This is a genomic window from Pseudorhodobacter ferrugineus DSM 5888 (assembly GCF_000420745.1).
Taxonomy (GTDB): domain Bacteria; phylum Pseudomonadota; class Alphaproteobacteria; order Rhodobacterales; family Rhodobacteraceae; genus Pseudorhodobacter; species Pseudorhodobacter ferrugineus.
Genome location: NZ_ATVN01000009.1, coordinates 55,106 through 75,122 on the forward strand (window position 1 = coordinate 55,106; position 20,017 = coordinate 75,122).

The following is a 20,017-nucleotide window of genomic DNA, read 5'->3' on the forward strand; positions in this document are numbered from 1 at the left end:
GTTGTGGATATTTGGGAACAGATGAAAGGGGCGGGGGCGTTTTTGGCCCCCACCTGACGCAGGTTAGGCGCGGCGGCCACCACGGCGCTCGCGCTTTGGGGCGTTGGCATCATCGCCGGTGCCATCGGACGCCGAGGAGAAGCCGCCCAGTGCGGCCGAGATCTGTTCCAGCGTGGGGCGCGGGCCTTTGGGGCGGGATTCGAGGGCGGCGCGCATGGCGGCAAGGTGTTCTGGCATGGTGCCACAGCAACCGCCAATGATTTTGACACCGGCATCGCGGGCCAGCACGGCGTATTCGGCCATCAAATCAGGCGTGCCATCATAGTGGATATGACCGTCATGGTATTTTGGAATGCCTGCGTTACCCTTTGCGATCAAGGGGATAGACGATCCTTGGGCGGCAAAGCCCAGCATCGTACGCATCAGGTCAGACGCACCGACACCACAGTTGGCACCGAACGCCAGCGGCGGATAGGCCAGTTTTTCGACCATTTCGACCATTGCGGCGGATGTGGTGCCCATCATGGTGCGGCCTGCCGTGTCAAAGCTCATGGTGCCGCAATAGGGCATACCCGCCAGTTTTGCGGCCTCGGCCGCCGCGCGGTATTCTTCGGGGGCGGAGATGGTCTCAATCCACAAAACATCCGCGCCGCCCGCCTTTAGCCCTTCGGCCTGTTCGTGGAACATTTCAACGGCGGACGCATGGGTCAGGGTGCCCATCGGTTCAAAAATCTCACCCGTGGGGCCAACCGAGCCTGCGACGACGATGGTACGACCCGATGCATCGGCCACGTCGCGCGCGATTTCGGCGGCAATGAGGTTCAGCTCCATCACGCGGCCTTGGGCCTGATGCAGTTTCAGGCGGCTGGCGTTGCCGCCAAAGCTGTTGGTCAAAAAGATATCCGAGCCTGCATCAACCGCGCCTTTGTAGAGCTTGCGGATATTGGCAGGTTTATCGACGTTCCAAAACTCGGGCGGTTCGCCTGCCTCTAGGCCCATGTTGAACAGGTTGGTGCCGGTCGCGCCATCGGCCAAAAGCCAGTCGCGACTGTCCAGTAGTTTCGTGAGTGCGTTGGTCATGGTGTGTCCTGCCTGCTGCCGGAGGGGACGGCCTGTCGCATTGGCCGCGCTATTTCATCCCATTTGCCACGGCTGGACGCTGGAGGCAATTTGATTTTGGCCTGCGGGGCTTTGGGTTGCGGGTGTTTGGGGCAGGGGCGGCGGCGTGCGGATTTCACGGTACACCTCGGATGCGGCTAGCGCGAGCGACAGACGGTTCGGCGCCGCAATGTAGAGCGGCTGCCAGCGCGGGGCAAAGCTGTCTTTGAACTGACACAGGCCCGATGGCAGGTGCAAAAGGCGGTTCAAAACAGGCGGTAGCCGCGGGGCGGCGGCAAGGGACAGGCGGGCGATGCCTGCGCCTGCGGCGGTGTTCAGCGCAAGTGTGACCAGCGCGTAATTGGTGCCATCGGGGGTGTCTGTGCGGTGGCGCATCAGGTCAAGCGCCCATTCATGGCTGTTATGGTGAAAGCTGATAAAGGCGCAAAGATTGTCGCCGTCAAAGGCCCCAAAGATGCGTTGGGCCGCGATTTGCGCAGGGGCGAAACGGCCCATAGAAAAGCCGCGTTCACCGCCGTTATTGCTGGCCCATTCGCGGTTGATGCAGGCGGTGGCATGCAGATCGGCAGGGGTAAGTTCGCGCAATGTCAGGCCCGATTTTTCAACCTTGCGCAGTTTGCGGCGCAGGGCGGATTTGTCGGATCCGTTCAAGGTAAAGGTGGTGGGATTGAGCCACGCCTCGCCAGCGACGGGGAGGATGAACCAACCAGCGGCGCGCGCAGCGGCAGCAAGAGCGGGGCCACATTTATAGAGGCACGGCACCCGCGTGCGCGCCTTGGCCAAGGCTGAAAGGGCGCCAAGGGATTGCGCGTGATTTGGCGCACCGAACGGGTCCAAAAGCAAGATCATGGCATGTGGTGTTTCGCCGATAAGCGCCTGAGAGTGCGGTGAAATATCGATTATTTTGATATGGTTTTGGGCGGCTAGTTCGGCCTCGGCGGGGGTATTGGCATAGGGCTGTCTGCGCCGTGGTTTCGCTTGGGCCTTGGCGGGGCGGCGCTGCGTTACCACGCGCAGGGCCGCAAGGACCGCAGGCACGGCGTAATAGGCAAGCCGAAAGGCGAGCACGCCTGCGATGAGTGCGGGTTCATCGACCATCGGCAAGGCGGCGAGGAGTGTCATTTCAAACGCGCCAACGCCGCCGGGGGTGCCAGACAACAGCCCTGCGCCCAAGGCCAAAAGATAGGCGGGCAAGAGTGCGGCAAAGGGCAGCGCCAGATCGGGCGGGCACAAAAGCCATAAAGCGGCCGCCGCCGCGACGGTATCAACCAAGGTAAAGGCCAGAATGTGCCAAAGGGTGAACAGGTTGGGCAGGGTGATTTTATGGCCAAAAACCCGCCAGCAGGGTTGGATCAGGCACAGGGCCGCAACCAACAGGCCAAGCGCGCAACCTGCGAGTGCAAGTGATTTCAACGGTGCGGTCGGGACGGTCAACAGAACTGCGCCGGTGATGACGGCCCAGCCAAACAGGAAGGATACGGCCACGGCGGCCGATAGTTTGGTCGCGTCGATCAAGGACAGGCCCGCCACCATGCGCCAGCGCACGAGCGCGCCTTTCAGCACGCCAAGGCCAAGGGTTTGCCCCAAAGCAATGGCGGCCATACCTGCACGGTGCGCGTTTTTGGGGGTGGTTTGGGTGTTCAGGTGACGGTGCAAACTGGCGTCATATTGGCCGACCGCCCAAAAGCTAAGGGCCGTTGCCGCCAGAGCCAAAAGCCAATTGGCACTGGGCACAGCCGCAAATGCCAGCATGACGGCGCCAAAATCCAAGCTGGCAAGGCGCTGTTGCAGCAGCGATAGGAACAAAACGGTTAGGACAATCGCGGCAAGCGCGCGCAGCTTGTAGTGTGTAACCCCGTTCGAGGCTGGCAATGCGTTGCCCATGCGCAAAACGCACCCGTTTCCTGACTGTTCCATACCAAACCCTTTGACCACAGACCCTTAGGTCATTGGTACGGCGGGGAGGGTTTATGCGCCCTTAACAGGTCAAATTGAGCAGAGTTTAAGCGTGTATAAGGCGCGGCGGGCGCGGTTGCCCCATGTTTCGGGGTGCGCCCGCCAAAGGACTTTAGAGTTCGGCCATCAGTTGCGCTTTGGCAACTGGCAGCATCGCCGCCAGTTTGGCGCGGATTTCATCGGCCGTGGCGTGACCAACCAGATCGGCGGCGAGTTTGCGCACGACATCTTCGTTGCCGGCCTCTTCAAAATCGGCGGCGACGACGGTCATGGCGTAATCTGTCGCCTCTTGGCCGGTTTTGCCGAGCATTTCAGCGGCCCAAAGGCCGGTCAGCTTGTTGCAGCGCGCCTCGGCACGGAATTGCATATCGGCGTCATGGGCGAATTTCGCCTCAAACGCCTGTTCGCGATTGTCGAATGTGGACACGGCGGACCCTTTCCTTTGGTTTGCTTACCCCATGATATGCCCTTGATGCTCGTTTGCTGCAAGGGGGCGGGGTGCAAAAGGCAACGCTGGCTTGCGAGCGGGGCTGCCATAGACTATAGCGCGATGGATATAGGGTTTTTGGCCCTGTGAAGCATTCGAATGGGGTATCGGAAACGTCATGGCGCGCCGCAAGAAAGTATATGAGGGCAAGGCCAAGATCCTTTATGAAGGGCCCGAGCCGGGCACCTTGATCCAGTATTTTAAGGATGACGGGCTGGAGGCGGCAACCCCGCCGCAAGCCACTGTGGAAGGCAAGGGCGTGTTGAACAACCGCCTGTCCGAATTTTTCATGTCGGGGCTGAACAGCATCGGGGTGCCGACGCATTTCATCAAGCGTCTGAACATGCGCGAACAGATGGTGCGGATGGCCGAGATTTTGCCGCTGGAAATCGTGGTGCGCGACTATGCCGCGGGGCAGATGACCGAACGGTTGGGGATACCGCTGGGCACACCTTTGCCGCGCCCGATTGTGGAATATTATTTCAAGGACGAAAAGCTGGGCAATCCCTTGGTGTCCGAGGAACATATCGTCGCCTTCGGCTGGGCGAACCAACAGGATCTGGACGATATTATTGCGTTGGCCTTGCGGGTGAACGACTTTTTGACCGGCGTTATGCTGGGCGCAGGGATCAGGCTTGCCGATTTCCGGCTGGAGGTGGGTCGCGTTTGGGAAGGCGATTTCATGCGCCTGATCGTGGCCGATGAGATTTCGCCAGACAGCTGCCGCTTGTGGGATATGCGCGGGCTGGATTTGACCGAACGCGAAGACCAGCAGCGCGACCCGATCCCGCTGGCCGATGTTTATACTGAACTGGCGCGGCGCTTGGGGGTTTTGCCCACCAATGTCACGCATACAACCAAGCCGACCCTGATCAACTGAAAGGCGCCTACCATGAAAGCTCGTGTTCATATCATGCTGAAAGACGGTGTTTTGGACCCGCAAGGCGAGGCAGTGCGCCACGCGTTGGGGACTTTGGGCTTTGCGGGCGTCACGGGCGTGCGGCAGGGGAAGGTGATCGAGCTGGATTTATCGTCGACCGACAAGGCGGCGGCGGAAGCTGAAGTAAAGGCCATGTGCGAAAAGCTGTTGGCCAATACGGTGATTGAGAAATACACGGTCGAGATCGTTTAAAGCGGCGCTTGACCTGACCGCCTGCTTTGGCTCTTGTTGGGACAAAGCAGGGGGAGCATCATGCGCGCAGCAGTTTTACGGATATATAACGCAGATCTAAGCTTAGAGTCCGTGCCGTACCCCGTGTGCGAGGCGGACGGTGTGGTGTTGAAGGTGTTGGCCTGCGGCATCTGCCGGTCCGATTGGCATGGCTGGGTGGGCGAGCATCCGCGCGTCAAGCCCGGGCAAATCCAAGGCCATGAATATTGCGGCGAGGTGGTCGAGGCTGGGCCTTTGGCCAAATGGCAAGTGGGGGATCGGTTGGTCGCCCCGTTTATCCTTGCCTGTGGCGCCTGTCCCGATTGCCAGTCGGGCAACCAGAACATCTGTAAAACCCAACGTTTGCCGGGGTTTGTTGAACCCGGTGCCTTTGCCGAATATGTATCTGTGCCGTTTGCCCATAACCTTGCGCGCCTGCCCGAAACGCTGTCGCCTGTGGTGGCGGCGGGCCTTGGGTGCCGCGTGACAACGGCGTGGCACGCGCTGACGGGGCGGGCGGCGGTGCAAGCGGGCGAATGGGTTGCGGTGCATGGCACGGGCGGGATTGGCCTGTCGGTGCTGCTGCTGGCGCGGGCCTTGGGCGCGCGGGTTGTGGTGGTCGATGTGGTGGCGGAAAAGCTGACACATGCGCTGGGCCTTGGGGCCGAGGCGGCGATTGATGCACGCGAAGGTGATGTTGCTGCGCGGATTATTGAGATTACAGGCGGCGGCGCGCATGTGAGCGTCGAAGCGCTGGGGATTGAGGCCACGACAAATGCGTCGATTGAATGCCTGCGCCCCTTGGGGCGGCATGTGCAAGTGGGGATGCCCGTGGGCCATACCGCGCATATGCAGATCAATATGAACGCGGTTTATATGAAGAATTTGGCGCTGTTTGGCACGCGGGGGATGCCAAGCTGGCGCTATCCATCGTTGTTGGAGATGATTACGCGGGGGGCAGTGGATATGACGCCGCTGATCGCGCGCGAAGTGCGGCTGTCGGATGCGTCTGCCGAATTGCGGGCCTTTAACGGGCCGACATCGCCAGGGGTTGCGGTGATCTCGGACTTTTCGGGCTAGGGCATGGCGTCACGGACCACTTTGAACGCCAAGAACCTTGAGGCGCTGGGCGCGCCTGCCTTGGCTGAATTGCTGTTGGACATCAGCAAAGGGTCGGCACCTGCCAAACAGCGGCTGCGGCTGGCGCTGGCGGGTGAGCAGGGACCGGTTGAGGCGGCGGCCGAGATTGGCAAGCGGCTAGCGCTGATAGCAAAGGCGCGCACGCGGGTGACGTGGCGGCGGCGTAAGGCGCTGGTGGTGGATTTGCAAACGCAATTGGCGGCGATTGAAGGGCAAGTGTTGCCATCAGACCCCGCGCTAGGGGGCGATTTACTGTGGCGGTTTGTGGCGCTGGCTGATCCGGTGTTTGACAGGTGTGAGGACCGCACGGGCGAGATTGCATCGGTGTTTCAGGCCGGGGTTGCTGCGCTGGGCGCTGGGTCGGTTGGCATGGACCCGAGGCCAATGGCCGAGCGTGTCTTTGAGGCGCTGAGCGATAACGGCTATGGCCAGTTTGACGGGTTGATCCCTGCGATGTCAGGCGCTTTGGGGCCAGAGGGTTTGGCGGCGGTCAAAGAGCGTTTGCAAGGGGCGAAAGTGCCGCGTGGCGGGTTGTTGGCGCTGCGCCAGATTGCCGATGCGGGCAATGATGTGGATGCGTTTATCGCCAGTTATCCTGCCGGCGCGCGCGCCTTGCCAGCGGTGGCGGCCGAGATTGCGGGGCGGTTGGTCGCAGCGGGGCGGGCCGAGGAGGCCTTGGCGGTGTTGGACCGTGTGGATGCGAAACCCGATGGCGGTTGGATCCCTGTAGACTGGCAAGATGCGCGGATTGCCGCGTTGGAAGGCTTGGGGCGCACGGAGGAGGCGCAAGCCTTTCGCTGGGCTTGCTTTGAGCGGCAACTGTCTGCCCCGCATTTGCGCGACTATTTGAAACGCTTGCCGGATTTTGACGATATGGAGGCCGAAGAGAAGGCTTTGGCGTTCGCGGCGGGGTTTGGCAATGCGGTGGCTGCGTTGAACTTTTTGGTCAACTGGAACGCCTTGCCGCAAGCCGCCGCCTTGGTTATTGCCCGCCAATGCGAGCTGGACGGCGAGCATCATGAGATTTTGATCGCGGCGGGCGAGCGGTTGTCCGATGGCTTTCCCTTGGCCGCGATGGCGCTGTTTCGGGCGGTGGTGGATTGGGTGCTGCGGCGCGCGAAATCGGCGCATTACGCCCAAGCGGCGCAGCTGTTTGTGGAATGTGCGCGGCTTGATGCGCATGTGGTGGATCACGGTTCGGTCGCGCCGCATGCAAAGTTTACGGATTGGGCCGAGGAATTGCATGGCCGCAAGATTGCCTTTTGGGCGGCGGTGGCCAAGTTAGAGGCGCGTTAGACTTTGAACGTGGTTTGCACCACGCGCAAAAGCTGACGGTGCAGTTTGGCCGTGCGGTTGCGCAGATGGGTTGCGGCATGGACGGGCTGGTGGATGATCGGCGCATCTTTGACGGCCTGAAACTGGCCCGTGGCGATCAGATCCTGTGCCATGACATCCAGCAAATAGGCCGACCCGCCGAGTTTGGTCAGCAGGCCTGCGATGGTGGCACTTTGCCCTGCTGCGATGGGGGCGTCTTGGAGCTCGGGCAGGGCCGCGCGGTGATGCGCATCGAACGCAGGCGCGAAATTGGCTCGGATATAGGTGGCAGGCCGCAGGCCCGCGCGGCGGTCGGTTTCGGACGAGATCAGGCGATAGCGGGTTTCGCCCAAGGACGTGAAATTCAGGTCGGGCGAAGCGTAGGGAGTATAAAGCACCGCGAAATCGGACGCGCCAGAGGTGAGGTCGCGGCACATTTGCAGGGAAAAATCCGGCTCAATGTAAAAGGCACAATCAGGTAGGTGTTGGCGAAAGCCTTGCATCCAGTCGCCTAAAAGGTTTGGGGCAAGGTCGGATTGGATGCCAAGGCGGATGTTGATCACCGCCTCGCCCGTAGGGGTGACGGAATGGCGCGCCTCGGCCCAAGCATGGCGCAAGGAGCGGGCGTGGGGCGCAAATTTCAGGCCTTCGGTGGTGAGGTCGGTGCCTGCGCGCGAGCGGGTGAAGAGTTTGACGCCGAGTGCGGATTCGAGAGAGGCGACGCGCCCCGAAACGGTAGATTGCGTGAGGCCTTGGCGTTCGGCGGTGCGGTTGAAGCTGCGGGTTTCCACGAGGTCGAGGAAGGTTTCGATTTGGTCGGGTTGCATGGGTGGGTTCCTAATCGGGATGTCCGATTAATAAGGCCGGATTTGCCGAATTGTAAGTGGAGATGTTCGGGTGGATAGTCGTGGCTGACACCTGTGCGGGTGCCCGCCAACGGGTGCCTCCGGCGGGGATATTTTTGAACAGAAAAAGGGTGGGGTATGGCCGAGTTTCCGACGAGCGCGCGGGTGGTGATTATTGGCGGCGGGGCGGTTGGGGCGTCGTGTTTGTATCATTTGGCAAAGGCGGGTTGGACGGACTGTGTGCTGTTGGAAAAGAACGAGCTGACGGCAGGGTCGACCTGGCATGCGGCGGGGAATGTGCCGACGTTTTCAAGTTCTTGGTCGATTATGAACATGCAGCGCTATTCGGCGGAATTGTACCGCGGCCTTGGGGCCGAAGTGGATTATCCGATGAATTACCATGTCACGGGGTCGGTCCGTTTGGGCCATACGGCAGAGCGGATGGACGAGTTTCGCCGCGTGGTGGGGATGGGGCGCTATCAGGGGATGGATTTGGAGCTGCTTGCGCCTGACGAGATCAAGGCGCGCTATCCTTTCCTTGAGACGCATGATTTGGCGGGCGCGCTTTATGACCCGAACGATGGCGATATTGATCCGGCGCAGTTGACGCAAGCGCTGGCCAAGGGCGCACGCAACATGGGCGCGCGGATTGAGCGGTTTTGCCCTGTGCTAGCGGTGCGGCGCGAGGCGGATGAGTGGGTGATTGTCACCGAGAAGGGCGAAATTCGCTGCGAATATGTGGTGAACGCGGCGGGGTATTACGCGCGCGAGGTGGGCCGGATGTTTGGCCGCGAGGTGCCGATGATGGTGATGAGCCATCAGTATATGCTGTTTGATACCGTGCCGGAAATTGCCGCACATAGTGCCGCGACGGGGGGCAAGCTGCCGCTGTTGCGCGATGTGGATAGCAGCTATTACCTGCGGCAGGAAAAGAACGGCTTTAACCTTGGGCCCTATGAAGGCAATTGCCGCGCGCATTGGGTTGACAAGGACGACCCGTTCCCTGCCGATTTCAGTTTCCAACTGTTCCCAGATGATCTGGAGCGGTTGGAGTGGCATATCGAGGATGCGATGGCGCGGGTGCCGCTGTTGGGGACTGCACCTTTGACCAAGGTGATCAACGGGCCGATCCCCTATACCCCCGATGGCAACCCTTTGATCGGGCCGATGCCGGGGGTGCCCAAGGCGTTTGAGGCCTGTGTGTTCACCTTTGGCATTTGTCAGGCAGGGGGCGCGGGCAAGGTGCTGGCCGAGTGGGTGACAGAGGGCGCGACCGAGTGGGATATGTGGTCGTGTGATCCGCGCCGCTTTACGGGGTTTGAGGGAGAAGAATACTGCATTGCCAAGGGGATGGAGGTGTACGGCCATGAATATGGCATGCATTTCCCGCATTATGCGTGGCCTGCGGGACGGGGGCAGAAATTGTCATCCGTGCATGATCGGGTGGCCGGTTTGGGGGCGCAGTTTGGCGCCTATAACGGCTGGGAGCGGGCGAATTGGTATGCGCGGGCGGGCGATGATGTGACGCCTGAAGGCGTGCAGACGTGGAGGCGTGAAGGCGCGTGGTTTAGCGCTGTGAAAGCGGAATGTGAGGCCGTGCGCGATGCGGCGGGTATTTTGGACCTGCCCGGGTTTTCGCGGTTCCGTGTGTCTGGCCGCGGCGTGATCGATTGGTTGTCGGCGCAGATTACAGGGCGGGTGCCCAAGGTTGGGCGCTTGGGGTTGGCCTATTTCGCCGATGAAAAGGGCCGGATTGTGACCGAAATGTCGGTGGCGCGGGTGGCCGAGGACGAGGTGATGCTGATCACCGCCGCCACGGCGCAGGCGCATGACCGCGAGTGGTTGCTGGCCAGCCTGCCGCATGGGTTGATCTTGCGCGATGAAACCGATGATTGGTCGTGCCAGATTTTGACTGGGCCCAACAGCCGTGCGGTTTTGGCGGGGGTTTGCGAGGCGGATTTGACCCTGCCGTGGCTGACGTGGCAGCGCGCGCAGATTGCGGGCGCGGATGTGGTGTTGATGCGGGTGTCCTTTGCCGGAGAATTGGGCTGGGAAATCCATTCGCGCCGCGAGGATACGCCCGGCGTGTGGGATGCGGTTATGGCATCTGGTTCGGCGCATGGTTTGCGGCCCTTTGGGATGTTCGCGTTGAATTCTTTGCGGATTGAAAAGGGGTATCGGGCGTGGAAAGGCGATCTTTCGACCGATTACACGGTGCTGCAAGGCGGTTTGGAACGGTTCGTTGATTGGGGCCATGAGTTTCGGGGCAAGGCGGCGCTGGCGGCCGAAAAACAGCGTGGCGTGACCAAGCAATTCACGACTTTGGTGATTGAGGCGGGGGCGTATGACCCGCCGTATATGTCAACGATTTGGCACGGCGATACGGTGGTTGGTGAAGTGACCAGCGGGTATTTCGGCCACCGTATCGGGGCTTGTATCGGGCTGGGGATGTTGCGCGCGGATTTGAACGTGGCGGGGACGGTGCTGGAGGTTGAAATCTTTGGCACCCGCCACCGCGCCGTGGTGCAGGACGATGCGCCGCTGTGGGACCCGTCGAATGCGCGGATCAGGGCATAGGAATGATGTCAGTAAATCGGCGGCGAGACGACCCAGATCACCACGGCGGGAACATCGCCGGGGTTGTGCCAGGCGTAGGGTTTGGCCGCAAATTGAAAGCTGTCGCCCGGCGCGAGGGTGAAATCCTGACCGCCGATTGTGATGACCAATTGGCCGGACAAAAGCACGCCACCATCCTCACGTTCCGCGCGGGGCTTTATGGTTTTGCTGCGCGCCTTGGGGGCAAAGCTGGATTTCAGCATTTCGAAACTGCCACCAAGACCGGGCGAGAGCAATTCTTCGACCAAGCCGTGTGTGGCGTTGCCGATCGGGGTGCGGTCGGCGGCGCGTTGGATCAAGCCGCGTTCTGCCTCGCTCCGGCTGGCCGAGCGGAAGAAAAAGCTGATGGTGACGCCAAGGATTTCGGCAAGGCGGCCAAGGTCGGGGATTGCGGGCAGGGTTTGGCCGCGCTCGACCTGGCTCAACCAACCCACGGACCTGCCGACCTGTTCGGCCAAAGTGGCCAGCGTAAGCCCGCGCGCCTTGCGCAAGGCGCGGATATCTTGGCCAACCTGTTCGCTCATTCCTGCTCTCCTTTGCGCCAAACTGCGGCGAAAACGGGGGGCGGGGCAAGGGCGAAGGTGAAAAAATGTGGTGAATTGTGGAGCGTTATAGATTTTTGGTTGTGTTTTACTGCGGAAATGAAAAATACGTTTGAAATTTCATTTAGGCGCGCGCATTGATGGACGATCTTATCATATATGGAGTCTATGATGTCTTTGATCCCTAAAACAGCGCGTGCCGTCATTATCGGGGGCGGAATATCGGGCTGCTCGGTTGCCTATCATCTGGCTAAAGCGGGCTGGACCGATATTGTGTTGTTGGAGCGCAAGCGGCTGACATCGGGGACGACGTGGCACGCGGCGGGGCTGATCGGGCAGCTGCGCGGTTCGGCGAATATGACGCGTTTGGCGAAATATTCGGCGGATTTGTATGTCAAGCTGGAGGCGGAAACCGGCGTGGCCACGGGGATGCGGCAGGTGGGGTCGATCTCGGTTGCGCTGACGGCAGCGCGGCACGAGGAGTTGTTGCGCCAAGCCACGGTTGCACGGATTTTTGACGTGGATGTGGCCGAAATTTCGCCGACCGAGGCGAAGGCGATGTATCCGCATTTGAACATCGGCGATGTGGTGGGGGCAGTGCATTTGCCGTTGGACGGGCAATGTGATCCTGCCAATATTGCGATGGCGCTGGCCAAGGGCGCACGGATGCGGGGCGCCAAGGTGTTGGAAGGCGTGAAGGTTACGGCTGTGACCAAGGCCGCGGGCCGTGTGACGGGCGTGGACTATGTGGTAGAAGGCGAGCCCGGGCATATTGCCGCTGATGTCGTGATCAATTGCGGTGGTATGTGGGGCCGCGACTTGGCGGCTGACAGCGGTGTGACCTTGCCGCTGCATCCGTGCGAACATTTCTATCTGGTCACCGAACCGATTGCAGGCCTTGGGCATTTGCCGGTTTTGCGCGTGCCCGATGAATGCGCCTATTACAAATCGGACGCGGGCAAAATGATGATTGGCGCGTTTGAGCCCAAGGCCAAGCCGTGGGGCATGGGCGGCATTCGGGATGATTTCGAATTCGACACGCTGCCAGAGGATTGGGACCATTTCCAACCCATCCTAGAGGCCGCGATGGAGCGGATGCCGCTGTTTCAATCGGCGGGGATTCATACGTTTTTCAACGGGCCGGAAAGCTTTACGCCGGATGACCGCTATTATTTGGGCGAAGCGCCGGAACTTGGCGGTTATTGGGTGGCGGCGGGGTATAACTCGGTTGGGATCGCGGGGTCAGGTGGTGCGGGCATGGCGCTGGCGCATTGGATCACTGAGGGCGAGGCACCGTTTGACCTTTGGGAGGTCGATATTCGGCGTGCCCAGCCGTTCCAGCGCAACCGGACCTATTTGAAGGAACGGGTGTCCGAGACTTTGGGGCTGCTTTATGCCGACCACTATCCGTACCGCCAGATGGCAACCAGCCGCGGGGTGCGGCGTTCGCCTTTGCATGAGCATTTGAAGGCACGGGGTGCTGTGTTTGGCGAGGTTGTCGGTTGGGAACGCGCGAACTGGTTTGCGCATGAGGGCCAGGCGCGGGCGTATGAATATTCCTGGGGCAGGCAGAACTGGTTCAGCAATGCTGCGGCCGAGCATAAGGCCGTGCGAGAGGGGGTTGGGTTGTTTGACATGACCTCTTTCGGGAAGATCCGGGTCGAGGGGCGTGATGCCTGTGCGCTCTTGCAAAAGGTTTGTGCCAATGATGTGGACGTGCCTGCGGGGCGGATTGTTTACACCCAGATGCTGAATGCGCGCGGCGGGATTGAAAGCGATCTGACCGTGACGCGCCTGTCGGAAACCGCCTATTTCCTTGTGGTGCCAGGGGCGACCTTGCAGCGCGATCTGGCCTGGTTGCGCAAGCATCTGGGCGATGCCTTTGCCGTTGTCACGGATGTGACGGCGGCAGAGGCGGTGCTGTGTGTCATGGGACCGAAAAGCCGCGAATTGTTGCAGGCGGTGTCACCTGCGGACTTTAGCAATGAAGTGCATCCGTTTGGCAGCGCTCGGGAAATCGAGATTGGCATGGGGTTGGCGCGGGCGCACCGTGTTACCTATGTGGGCGAACTGGGCTGGGAGCTTTATGTCTCCACCGACCAAGCGGCGCATGTGTTTGAGGCGCTGGAAGGGGCTGGAGCCGCTGTTTCTGGCGGGCTGACGCTGTGTGGCTTGCATGTGCTTGATTCCTGCCGGATCGAGAAGGGCTATCGCCATTTTGGCCATGATATTACCGATGAAGATCATGTGCTGGAGGCGGGCCTTGGCTTTGCGGTGAAAACGGGCAAGGGCGCGTTTATCGGGCGAGAGGCGGTTTTGCGCAAACGTGAGGCGGGGCTGTCGCGGCGGATGGTGCAGTTCAAGCTGACCGATCCCTTGCCGATGCTGTACCATAACGAGGCGATTGTGCGGGATGGGCGGATCGTGGGGCCGATCACGTCGGGCAATTACGGGCACCATTTGGGTGGCGCGATTGGCCTTGGCTATGTGCCTTGTGCGGGGGAGTCGGCGGAGCAGGTGCTGGCATCGCGCTATGAGATCGAGGTTGCGGGAAAACGCTTTGCGGCCGAGGCGTCACTTGCGCCGATGTATGATCCGAAATCGGAGCGGGTGCGGATGTAGGCTGGCGGTAGCCGGGGGGCCAGCCCCCCGGCCCCCCCGGGATATTTTTGAACAGAAAAAGGGTGGCGGGATGGATGAGATTGGCGAGATTTGTGAGCCAGCGCGCGCGCGGTCTGGACGGGCAGGGGGGCGGGCAAGTCGCGTGGCGTTGCGGGCGGCCCCTTTGTCAGAAGAGATGCGGCCGGTGCGGGCTGGCATGTTGGGGGGGCAGTATAAGCCGCTGAGTGATGCGGGCGTGGCGCAGATCCATGAGTCTGCGTTGCAGGCGTTGGAGCAGATTGGGCTGTCACAGGCGCCGCCATCGGGGGTGGAGATTATGACGGCGGCGGGGGCCATTCAGGGCGATGACGGGCGCTTGCGCTTTCCGCGGGCCTTGGTCGAGGATATGTTGGCGGTGGCTGCGCGCGGCATAACGCTGCATGCACGCGACCCCAAGCATGATCTGCATTTGTCAGGCAGCCGCGTGCATTTTGGCACCGCGGGGGCGGCGGTGCATATTGTCGATCCCATCTCGCTTGAGTATCGCGAGTCGACAGCGCAGGATTTGTATGATGCGGCACGATTGGTTGATAATTTAGACAATATCCATTTTTATCAACGTACTATGGTGTGTCGCGATATTCCCGATAATCTGGATATGGACCTGAACACCCTGTATGGGTCGCTTTCGGGTACGCGCAAGCATGTGGGCACGTCGTTCAGTGACCCTTCCCATGTGGCTGAGTGTTTCGAGATGCTTTACACCATTGCAGGCGGTGAGGACAAATGGCGCGAGCGGCCGTTTGTCAGTAACTCGAACTGTTTTGTTGTGCCGCCGATGAAGTTTGCCGAGGAAAGCTGCATCGTGATGGAAGATTGTATCCGGCGCGGGATGCCAATGCTGCTGCTGTCGGCGGGCCAAGCGGGGGCGACAGCGCCTGCGCCGATTGCGCTGACGATTGTGCAGGCGGTGGCGGAATGTTTGGCGGGTGTGGTTTATGCCAATGCCATCATGCCCGGAGCGCCGTGTATTTTCGGGACATGGCCGTTCGTGTCGGATTTGCGCACGGGGGCAATGTCGGGTGGATCGGCGGAACAGGCGCTGCTGACGGCCGGTTGCTCGCAGATGCACAAGTTTTATGACCTTCCGGGCGGGGCGGCATCGGGGATTTCTGACAGCAAACTGCCGGATATGCAGGCGGGATGGGAGCAGGGGATCACCAATGCGCTCGCGGGTCTGTCGGGTTTGAATATGTGCTATGAGGCGGTGGGGATGCATGCGTCTTTGCTGGGATTCTGCATGGAAAGCCTTGTGCTTGGCGATGACCTTTTGGGCCAAGCGATGCGCCTTGTGCGGGGCATTGATGTGACGCCGGACAGCACGTCGATTGAGGCGATGAAAGAGGTGTGTTTGGGCGGACCGGGGCATTATTTGGGGTCAGATCAGACGCTAAAGCTGATGCAGACTGAGTATATTTACCCTGCGGTGGGCAACCGCATGTCGCCCAAGGAATGGAACGAGGCGGGCAAGCCGTTGCTTTTGGACAAGGCGATCGAGCGTAAGAATGCTATTCTGGCACGCGCAGGTCGTTTGATCGACCCCGAGGTGGATGCGATGATCCGCGCCAAATACAAAATCTATTTCAAGTGAGGATTCAATGACTTTTGCGAATGCCTTAAAGTTTTACGTCAACGGGGAATGGGTCGTACCTTTGGGCACGGATCGGTTAGGGGTGGAAAACCCCGGGACCGAGGAGATCGTGACCGAAATTGCCTTGGGGTCGGAGGCAGATGCCGACCGTGCGGTGGCGGCAGCGCGGGCGGCGTTTGACGGGTTCACCCTTACACCCGTGGCCGAACGCATTGCGTTGTTGGAGCGGATGCTGGCCGAATATGACGCGCGGGCCGAGGATTTTGCCCAAGCGATGCGGATGGAAATGGGCGCGCCGATCACTTGGGCGCGCGAGGCGCAGGTCTGGGCGGGGCAAGTGCATTTGCAAAGCACGATTGCGGCGGCCAAGGCGTTTCACTGGGAGGAAAGCCGTGGCGATACGCGGGTGATCCGCGAAGGGATTGGCGTTTGCGCGCTGATCACGCCATGGAACTGGCCGATGAACCAGATCGTTTGCAAGGTGGCCCCTGCGATTGCGGCGGGCTGTACGGTTGTGTTGAAACCGTCGGAAATTGCGCCTTTGTCGGGGCTGCTTTGGGCCGAGGTGTGCCATGCGGCGGGGGTGCCTGCGGGGGTGTTTAACCTGATCAACGGCACGGGGCCCGAGGTGGGCGCGCGGCTGTCATCGCACCCCGACGTCGATATGGTCAGCTTTACCGGATCGACCCGCGCGGGCGTGCAGGTGGCCCAATCCGCAGCCCCTACGGTCAAACGGGTGGCGCAGGAATTGGGCGGCAAGTCGGCCAATATCATCCTGCCCTCGGCCGATATTGCGGCGGCGGTGGCCCAAGGGGTTGCGGCCTGCATGGGCAACACGGGCCAAAGCTGCGATGCGCCGACGCGGATGTTCATTCCGCGCGGGTCAGAAAGTGTGGCCTTTGTCGCCGCGCAGGCCGCAGTGGCGGATATCGTTATTGGCGACACGAATGATGCCGCCGTGACGATGGGGCCGCTGGTCAGCCGCGCGCAATATGAAAAGGTCCAAGCGCTGATTGGGGCAGGGATTTCCGAAGGGGCCACGCTGGTCACGGGGGGGCTTGGGCGGCCCGAAGGGATGAACTTTGGGCACTATGCGCAACCGACCGTGTTTGGCGATGTCACTGCGGGCATGACCATCGAGCGCGAGGAAATCTTTGGCCCTGTGCTGGTGATCTTGTCCTATGATACGGTCGATCAGGCGGTCGCGATGGCCAATGATACGGTCTACGGGCTGGCGGCCTATGTGCAGGGCGGTTTGACCGAGGCACGAGCCGTCGCGCGGCGGTTGCGGGCGGGGCAGGTCAATCTGAACGGGCCGGAGTGGGACACATTTGCGCCGTTTGGCGGGTACAAACAATCAGGCAACGGGCGCGAATATGCCGATTGGGGTATTCATGACTTTTGTGAGGTGAAGGCAATCGTGGGGTACGGGGCATGATGCATTACGGCTATATCGGGCTGGGGAATTTGGGGGCCAATTGCGCGGCTTGTTTGTTGCGGGCGGGGATGCAGGTGACGGTGTTTGACTTGAACGCGGCACTTGCCGAACGGCTTGTGGCGATGGGGGCAGTGTTGGCCCCGAGTGCCGAAGCGCTGGCGGCATCGGTGGATCATGTGATCACTTGCTTGCCCTCGCCTGCGGTGTCTGAACGCGTGTTGCGCGGGATTTTGCCAGTGATGAAACCGGGCGCAAGCTGGGTCGAGATGTCGACGCTGGGGCGCGACGATGTGCTGCGTCTGGGGGCCGTTGCGGCGGATGCCGGTGTGCGGATGATGGAACTGCCGGTGACGGGTGGCGTACATTTGGCAGCCACTGGCAAGATTACCATGCTGGCGGGGGGCGATGCGGATTTGTATGACCTGCATTTGCCCGCGATGCAGGCGATGGGCGACCGGATTTTCCACATGGGGCCGTTGGGATCATCAAGCATTATCAAGGTGATAACCAACATGTTGGCGTTTATTCACCTGAAGGCGACGAGTGAGGCGCTGATGCTGGCCAAGCGCGGGGGCCTTGATTTGGCGCAGGCCCATGCGGCGATTGCGGCGTCTTCGGGCAATAGTTTTGTGCATGAAACCGAAGGGGCGCTTATCTTGAACGGGTCCTATGATGTGGCGTTCAATGTGGATTTGGCGCTGAAGGATTTGGGTTTTGCCCTAGGGTTTGGCCGCGAATTTGGTGTGCCGCTGGATTTGGCGGCGGCGACGGAACAAACCTATGTCGCGGCACGCGCGGCCTATGGCGGCGAGGCGCAATCGCCTATGATTGCCAAGCTGCTGGAGGATTTGTTGGGCACCGACCTGCGCGCGCCAGGTTTTCCGGCGCGGTTGGAATAAGGGCTACAGCGCGCCAAGGATGCGTTTTGCCTCATCGCGGGGCGCGGTGAGGGGGGCACGATCTTCGCCCGGGAAAAAGCGGGCGCGGGTGGCGGTGGGCATCGGTACTGGCGCCGCGATGACCACATGCGGGCCGGTTTTCGAGGTTTCGGCCGCCCAAGACCGGGCCAGCGCGATTTGGCCGGTTTTGGTGGCACCGTAAGCGCCGAAAAACTGTTCGCCAGCGCGGGGGTCATCCAAAAACAGCGCGACACTGCCGGGGCGTGCGCGCAAAAGCGGTTCCACCATCGGGATGAGGGTGCCCGTGGCGCGCAGGTTGATAGCGACCGATTTGTCCCAGTCTTTGACGTCGATATGGCCAGCAGGGGCCAAGGGGGCAGCGTGAATGGCGGCGTGGACCCACAGATCAATCCCGCCCCAGCGGTCAAAGATAGAGCGGCACAGGTGGCGCATGGCATCGTCATTGGTGATGTCCATCGGGGCCAGCGTCAGACCGCCCGTGGCACCTGCCGTCTTGGCGCGGTCATCGACCTCTTCCAGCCCGCCAGTTGTGCGGGCCACGGCGACCACATGCCAGCCTTGCAGGGCCAATTCCTCGGCCATAGCGGCACCCAGACCGCGCGAGGCACCGGTGACGAGGGCGATTTTTTGGGTCATGGTCGATTCCTTGGGCCGTCTGGACTGTTTGCCAGTGGCAGAGCCTCCGGCGGGGATATTTTTAAACAGAAAAAGGGGAAGGTGGGGCTATTCGGCCGCCTTCATCTCGAACCCTTTTTCGATCATGTCGGATGGGGCGATGGGGTATTCACCCGAGAAACATGCATCGCAATATTGCGGGGATTTGGTGTCGCGGCCCTTGGCGGCCCCTGCGGCACGGTAGAGCCCGTCGAGTGAGACGAATTTCAAGCTGTCGACACCTATCCAATCGCGCATCTCTTCCTCGGACATGGTGGCGGCGAGGAGTTTGGAGCGTTCGGGCGTGTCGACGCCGTAAAAGCAGGGCCAAGCCGTGGGCGGGGAGGCGATGCGGAAGTGAACCTCGGCGGCACCCGCATCCAAGATCATATCCTTGATCTTGCGCGAGGTGGTGCCGCGCACGACGGAATCGTCGACCAAAATCACCCGTTTGCCTTTGATCAGCGCGCGGTTGACGTTCAGTTTCAAACGCACGCCCATGTTGCGGATCTGCTCGGTTGGTTCAATAAAGGTGCGGCCCATGTATTGGTTGCGGATGATGCCCATCGCGTAGGGGATGCCGGATTCTTGGCTGTAACCGATGGCGGCAGGGGTGCCACTATCGGGCACGGGGCAAACGAGGTCGGCATCCACCGGGCTTTCCTTGGCCAATTCCACACCGATCTGGCGGCGGGTTTCATAGACCGAGCGGCCGCCGAGAATGCTGTCAGGGCGCGAGAAATACACATGCTCAAAGATACAGCCGCGTGATTTGACACGGCGGAACGGGAAGTGGCTTTGCACGCCTTCCTTTTCGGAAATGACGATCATTTCACCCGGTTCGATTTCGCGGATAAATTCAGCGCCGATGATATCAAGCGCGCAGGTTTCCGAGCTGAGTGCCCAGCCATCGCCCAGTTTACCCAAGACCAAAGGCCGCACACCCAGCGGGTCACGCACGCCCATCAGTTTGGTGCGGGTCATGGCAACGATGGAAAACGCGCCTTCGACCTTGCGCAGCGCCTCTTCCATCCGGTCGGGGATGTTGCGGCCCATCGAGCGCGCCATCAGGTGGATGATGCATTCGCTGTCGGACGAGGATTGAAAGATCGAGCCGCGTTCGATCAATTCGCGACGCAGGGCGGTGGCATTGGTGATATTGCCGTTGTGGGCAATCGCCGAACCACCCATCGAAAATTCGCCAAAGAACGGCTGCACATCGCGGATCGCGGTGGCGCCTTTGGACCCGGCCGTGGAATAGCGCACATGGCCGATGCCGATGGTGCCCGGCAGCGTGCTCATCACATCGGCTTTGGTAAAGTTATCGCGGACATAGCCGAAACGGCGGGCGGAACAAAAACCGGCCTCGGCCTCGTATGTCACAATCCCGCCAGCCTCTTGCCCGCGATGTTGCAAGGCGTGCAGGCCAAGCGCCACAAAGCTGGACGCATCCGCCATGCCGATGACGCCGAAAACGCCACACTCTTCATGCAACTTATCACTGTCGAACGGGTGGGCGAGGAAGGGGCGCATGGGCTGGCTCCGAATCCGAGGGGAAATTGATGCCCCCCGTGTAATCGCTCT

At 60.9% G+C, this 20,017-nt stretch carries 16 protein-coding genes; 9 read left to right on the forward strand and 7 right to left on the reverse strand.

Annotated features, from left to right (window positions below):
* Positions 1-63: 63 nt before the first annotated feature.
* The 3 genes from bmt to G560_RS0109720 all read right to left on the reverse strand — a co-directional run bounded on the left by bmt (position 64) and on the right by G560_RS0109720 (position 3,502).
* Positions 64-1,080 carry a betaine--homocysteine S-methyltransferase gene (gene bmt / locus G560_RS0109710; protein ID WP_022704121.1) on the reverse strand — a complete coding sequence of 339 codons (1,017 nt, stop codon included), beginning with the start codon at positions 1,078-1,080 and terminating at the stop codon, positions 64-66.
* Positions 1,081-1,134: 54 nt separating this feature from the next.
* On the reverse strand, positions 1,135-3,036 hold the full coding sequence (locus G560_RS0109715) for a phosphatidylglycerol lysyltransferase domain-containing protein (RefSeq protein ID WP_022704122.1): 1,902 nt from the start codon (positions 3,034-3,036) through the stop codon (positions 1,135-1,137).
* Between the two features lie 151 nt (positions 3,037-3,187).
* On the reverse strand, positions 3,188-3,502 hold the full coding sequence (locus G560_RS0109720; RefSeq protein ID WP_022704123.1) for a DUF1476 domain-containing protein: 315 nt from the start codon (positions 3,500-3,502) through the stop codon (positions 3,188-3,190).
* 178 nt (positions 3,503-3,680) lie between these two features.
* On the opposite strand from G560_RS0109720, the gene G560_RS0109725 reads away from it, so the two are divergent.
* From G560_RS0109725 to G560_RS0109740, 4 genes are read left to right on the forward strand one after another with little or no spacing between them, the layout of a single operon-like run.
* Positions 3,681-4,442, forward strand: a complete 762-nt coding sequence (locus G560_RS0109725) for a phosphoribosylaminoimidazolesuccinocarboxamide synthase (RefSeq protein WP_022704124.1) — start codon at positions 3,681-3,683, stop codon at positions 4,440-4,442.
* A gap of 12 nt (positions 4,443-4,454) precedes the next feature.
* Positions 4,455-4,694, forward strand: a complete 240-nt coding sequence (gene purS, locus G560_RS0109730) for a phosphoribosylformylglycinamidine synthase subunit PurS (protein WP_022704125.1) — start codon at positions 4,455-4,457, stop codon at positions 4,692-4,694.
* A gap of 60 nt (positions 4,695-4,754) precedes the next feature.
* Positions 4,755-5,792, forward strand: coding sequence for a zinc-binding dehydrogenase (locus G560_RS0109735; protein WP_028913940.1), 1,038 nt, complete (start codon positions 4,755-4,757; stop codon positions 5,790-5,792).
* A gap of 3 nt (positions 5,793-5,795) precedes the next feature.
* A complete protein-coding gene (locus G560_RS0109740; protein ID WP_022704127.1) occupies positions 5,796-7,148 on the forward strand; it encodes a DUF6880 family protein in 1,353 nt (450 codons plus the stop codon).
* On the opposite strand, the gene G560_RS0109745 is transcribed toward G560_RS0109740, so the two are convergent.
* The gene (locus G560_RS0109745; protein ID WP_022704128.1) at positions 7,145-7,993 is read right to left on the reverse strand and encodes a LysR family transcriptional regulator; all 849 of its coding nucleotides are present in this window, start codon (positions 7,991-7,993) and stop codon (positions 7,145-7,147) included. The genes G560_RS0109740 and G560_RS0109745 overlap by 4 nt on opposite strands.
* 156 nt (positions 7,994-8,149) lie before the next feature.
* Here G560_RS0109745 and G560_RS0109750 point away from each other — a divergent pair, with 156 nt between their 5' ends.
* Positions 8,150-10,588 (forward strand): GcvT family protein, encoded by a 2,439-nt coding sequence (locus G560_RS0109750; RefSeq protein WP_022704129.1) that lies wholly within the window; start codon positions 8,150-8,152, stop codon positions 10,586-10,588.
* An 8-nt stretch (positions 10,589-10,596) separates the two neighbouring features.
* On the opposite strand, the gene G560_RS0109755 is transcribed toward G560_RS0109750, so the two are convergent.
* A complete protein-coding gene (locus G560_RS0109755; protein ID WP_022704130.1) occupies positions 10,597-11,151 on the reverse strand; it encodes a helix-turn-helix domain-containing protein in 555 nt (184 codons plus the stop codon).
* A gap of 189 nt (positions 11,152-11,340) precedes the next feature.
* On the opposite strand from G560_RS0109755, the gene G560_RS0109760 reads away from it, so the two are divergent.
* From G560_RS0109760 to G560_RS0109775, 4 genes are all read left to right on the forward strand, one after another.
* Positions 11,341-13,791 carry a GcvT family protein gene (locus G560_RS0109760; protein WP_197082876.1) on the forward strand — a complete coding sequence of 817 codons (2,451 nt, stop codon included), beginning with the start codon at positions 11,341-11,343 and terminating at the stop codon, positions 13,789-13,791.
* A gap of 70 nt (positions 13,792-13,861) precedes the next feature.
* Positions 13,862-15,421, forward strand: a complete 1,560-nt coding sequence (locus G560_RS0109765) for a trimethylamine methyltransferase family protein (protein WP_022704131.1) — start codon at positions 13,862-13,864, stop codon at positions 15,419-15,421.
* Positions 15,422-15,428: 7 nt separating this feature from the next.
* Positions 15,429-16,859 carry an aldehyde dehydrogenase family protein gene (locus G560_RS0109770; RefSeq protein WP_022704132.1) on the forward strand — a complete coding sequence of 477 codons (1,431 nt, stop codon included), beginning with the start codon at positions 15,429-15,431 and terminating at the stop codon, positions 16,857-16,859.
* A complete protein-coding gene (locus tag G560_RS0109775) occupies positions 16,856-17,758 on the forward strand; it encodes an NAD(P)-dependent oxidoreductase (protein WP_022704133.1) in 903 nt (300 codons plus the stop codon). Before G560_RS0109770 ends, G560_RS0109775 begins: the two co-directional genes overlap by 4 nt.
* A gap of 3 nt (positions 17,759-17,761) precedes the next feature.
* On the opposite strand, the gene G560_RS0109780 is transcribed toward G560_RS0109775, so the two are convergent.
* Together G560_RS0109780 and purF are read right to left on the reverse strand one after the other, a co-directional pair.
* Positions 17,762-18,415 (reverse strand): SDR family NAD(P)-dependent oxidoreductase, encoded by a 654-nt coding sequence (locus G560_RS0109780; protein WP_022704134.1) that lies wholly within the window; start codon positions 18,413-18,415, stop codon positions 17,762-17,764.
* 87 nt (positions 18,416-18,502) lie between these two features.
* Positions 18,503-19,966: an amidophosphoribosyltransferase gene (gene purF, locus G560_RS0109785; RefSeq protein WP_022704135.1), complete on the reverse strand. Its 1,464-nt coding sequence runs from the start codon at positions 19,964-19,966 to the stop codon at positions 18,503-18,505.
* Between the last annotated feature and the right edge of the window lie 51 nt (positions 19,967-20,017).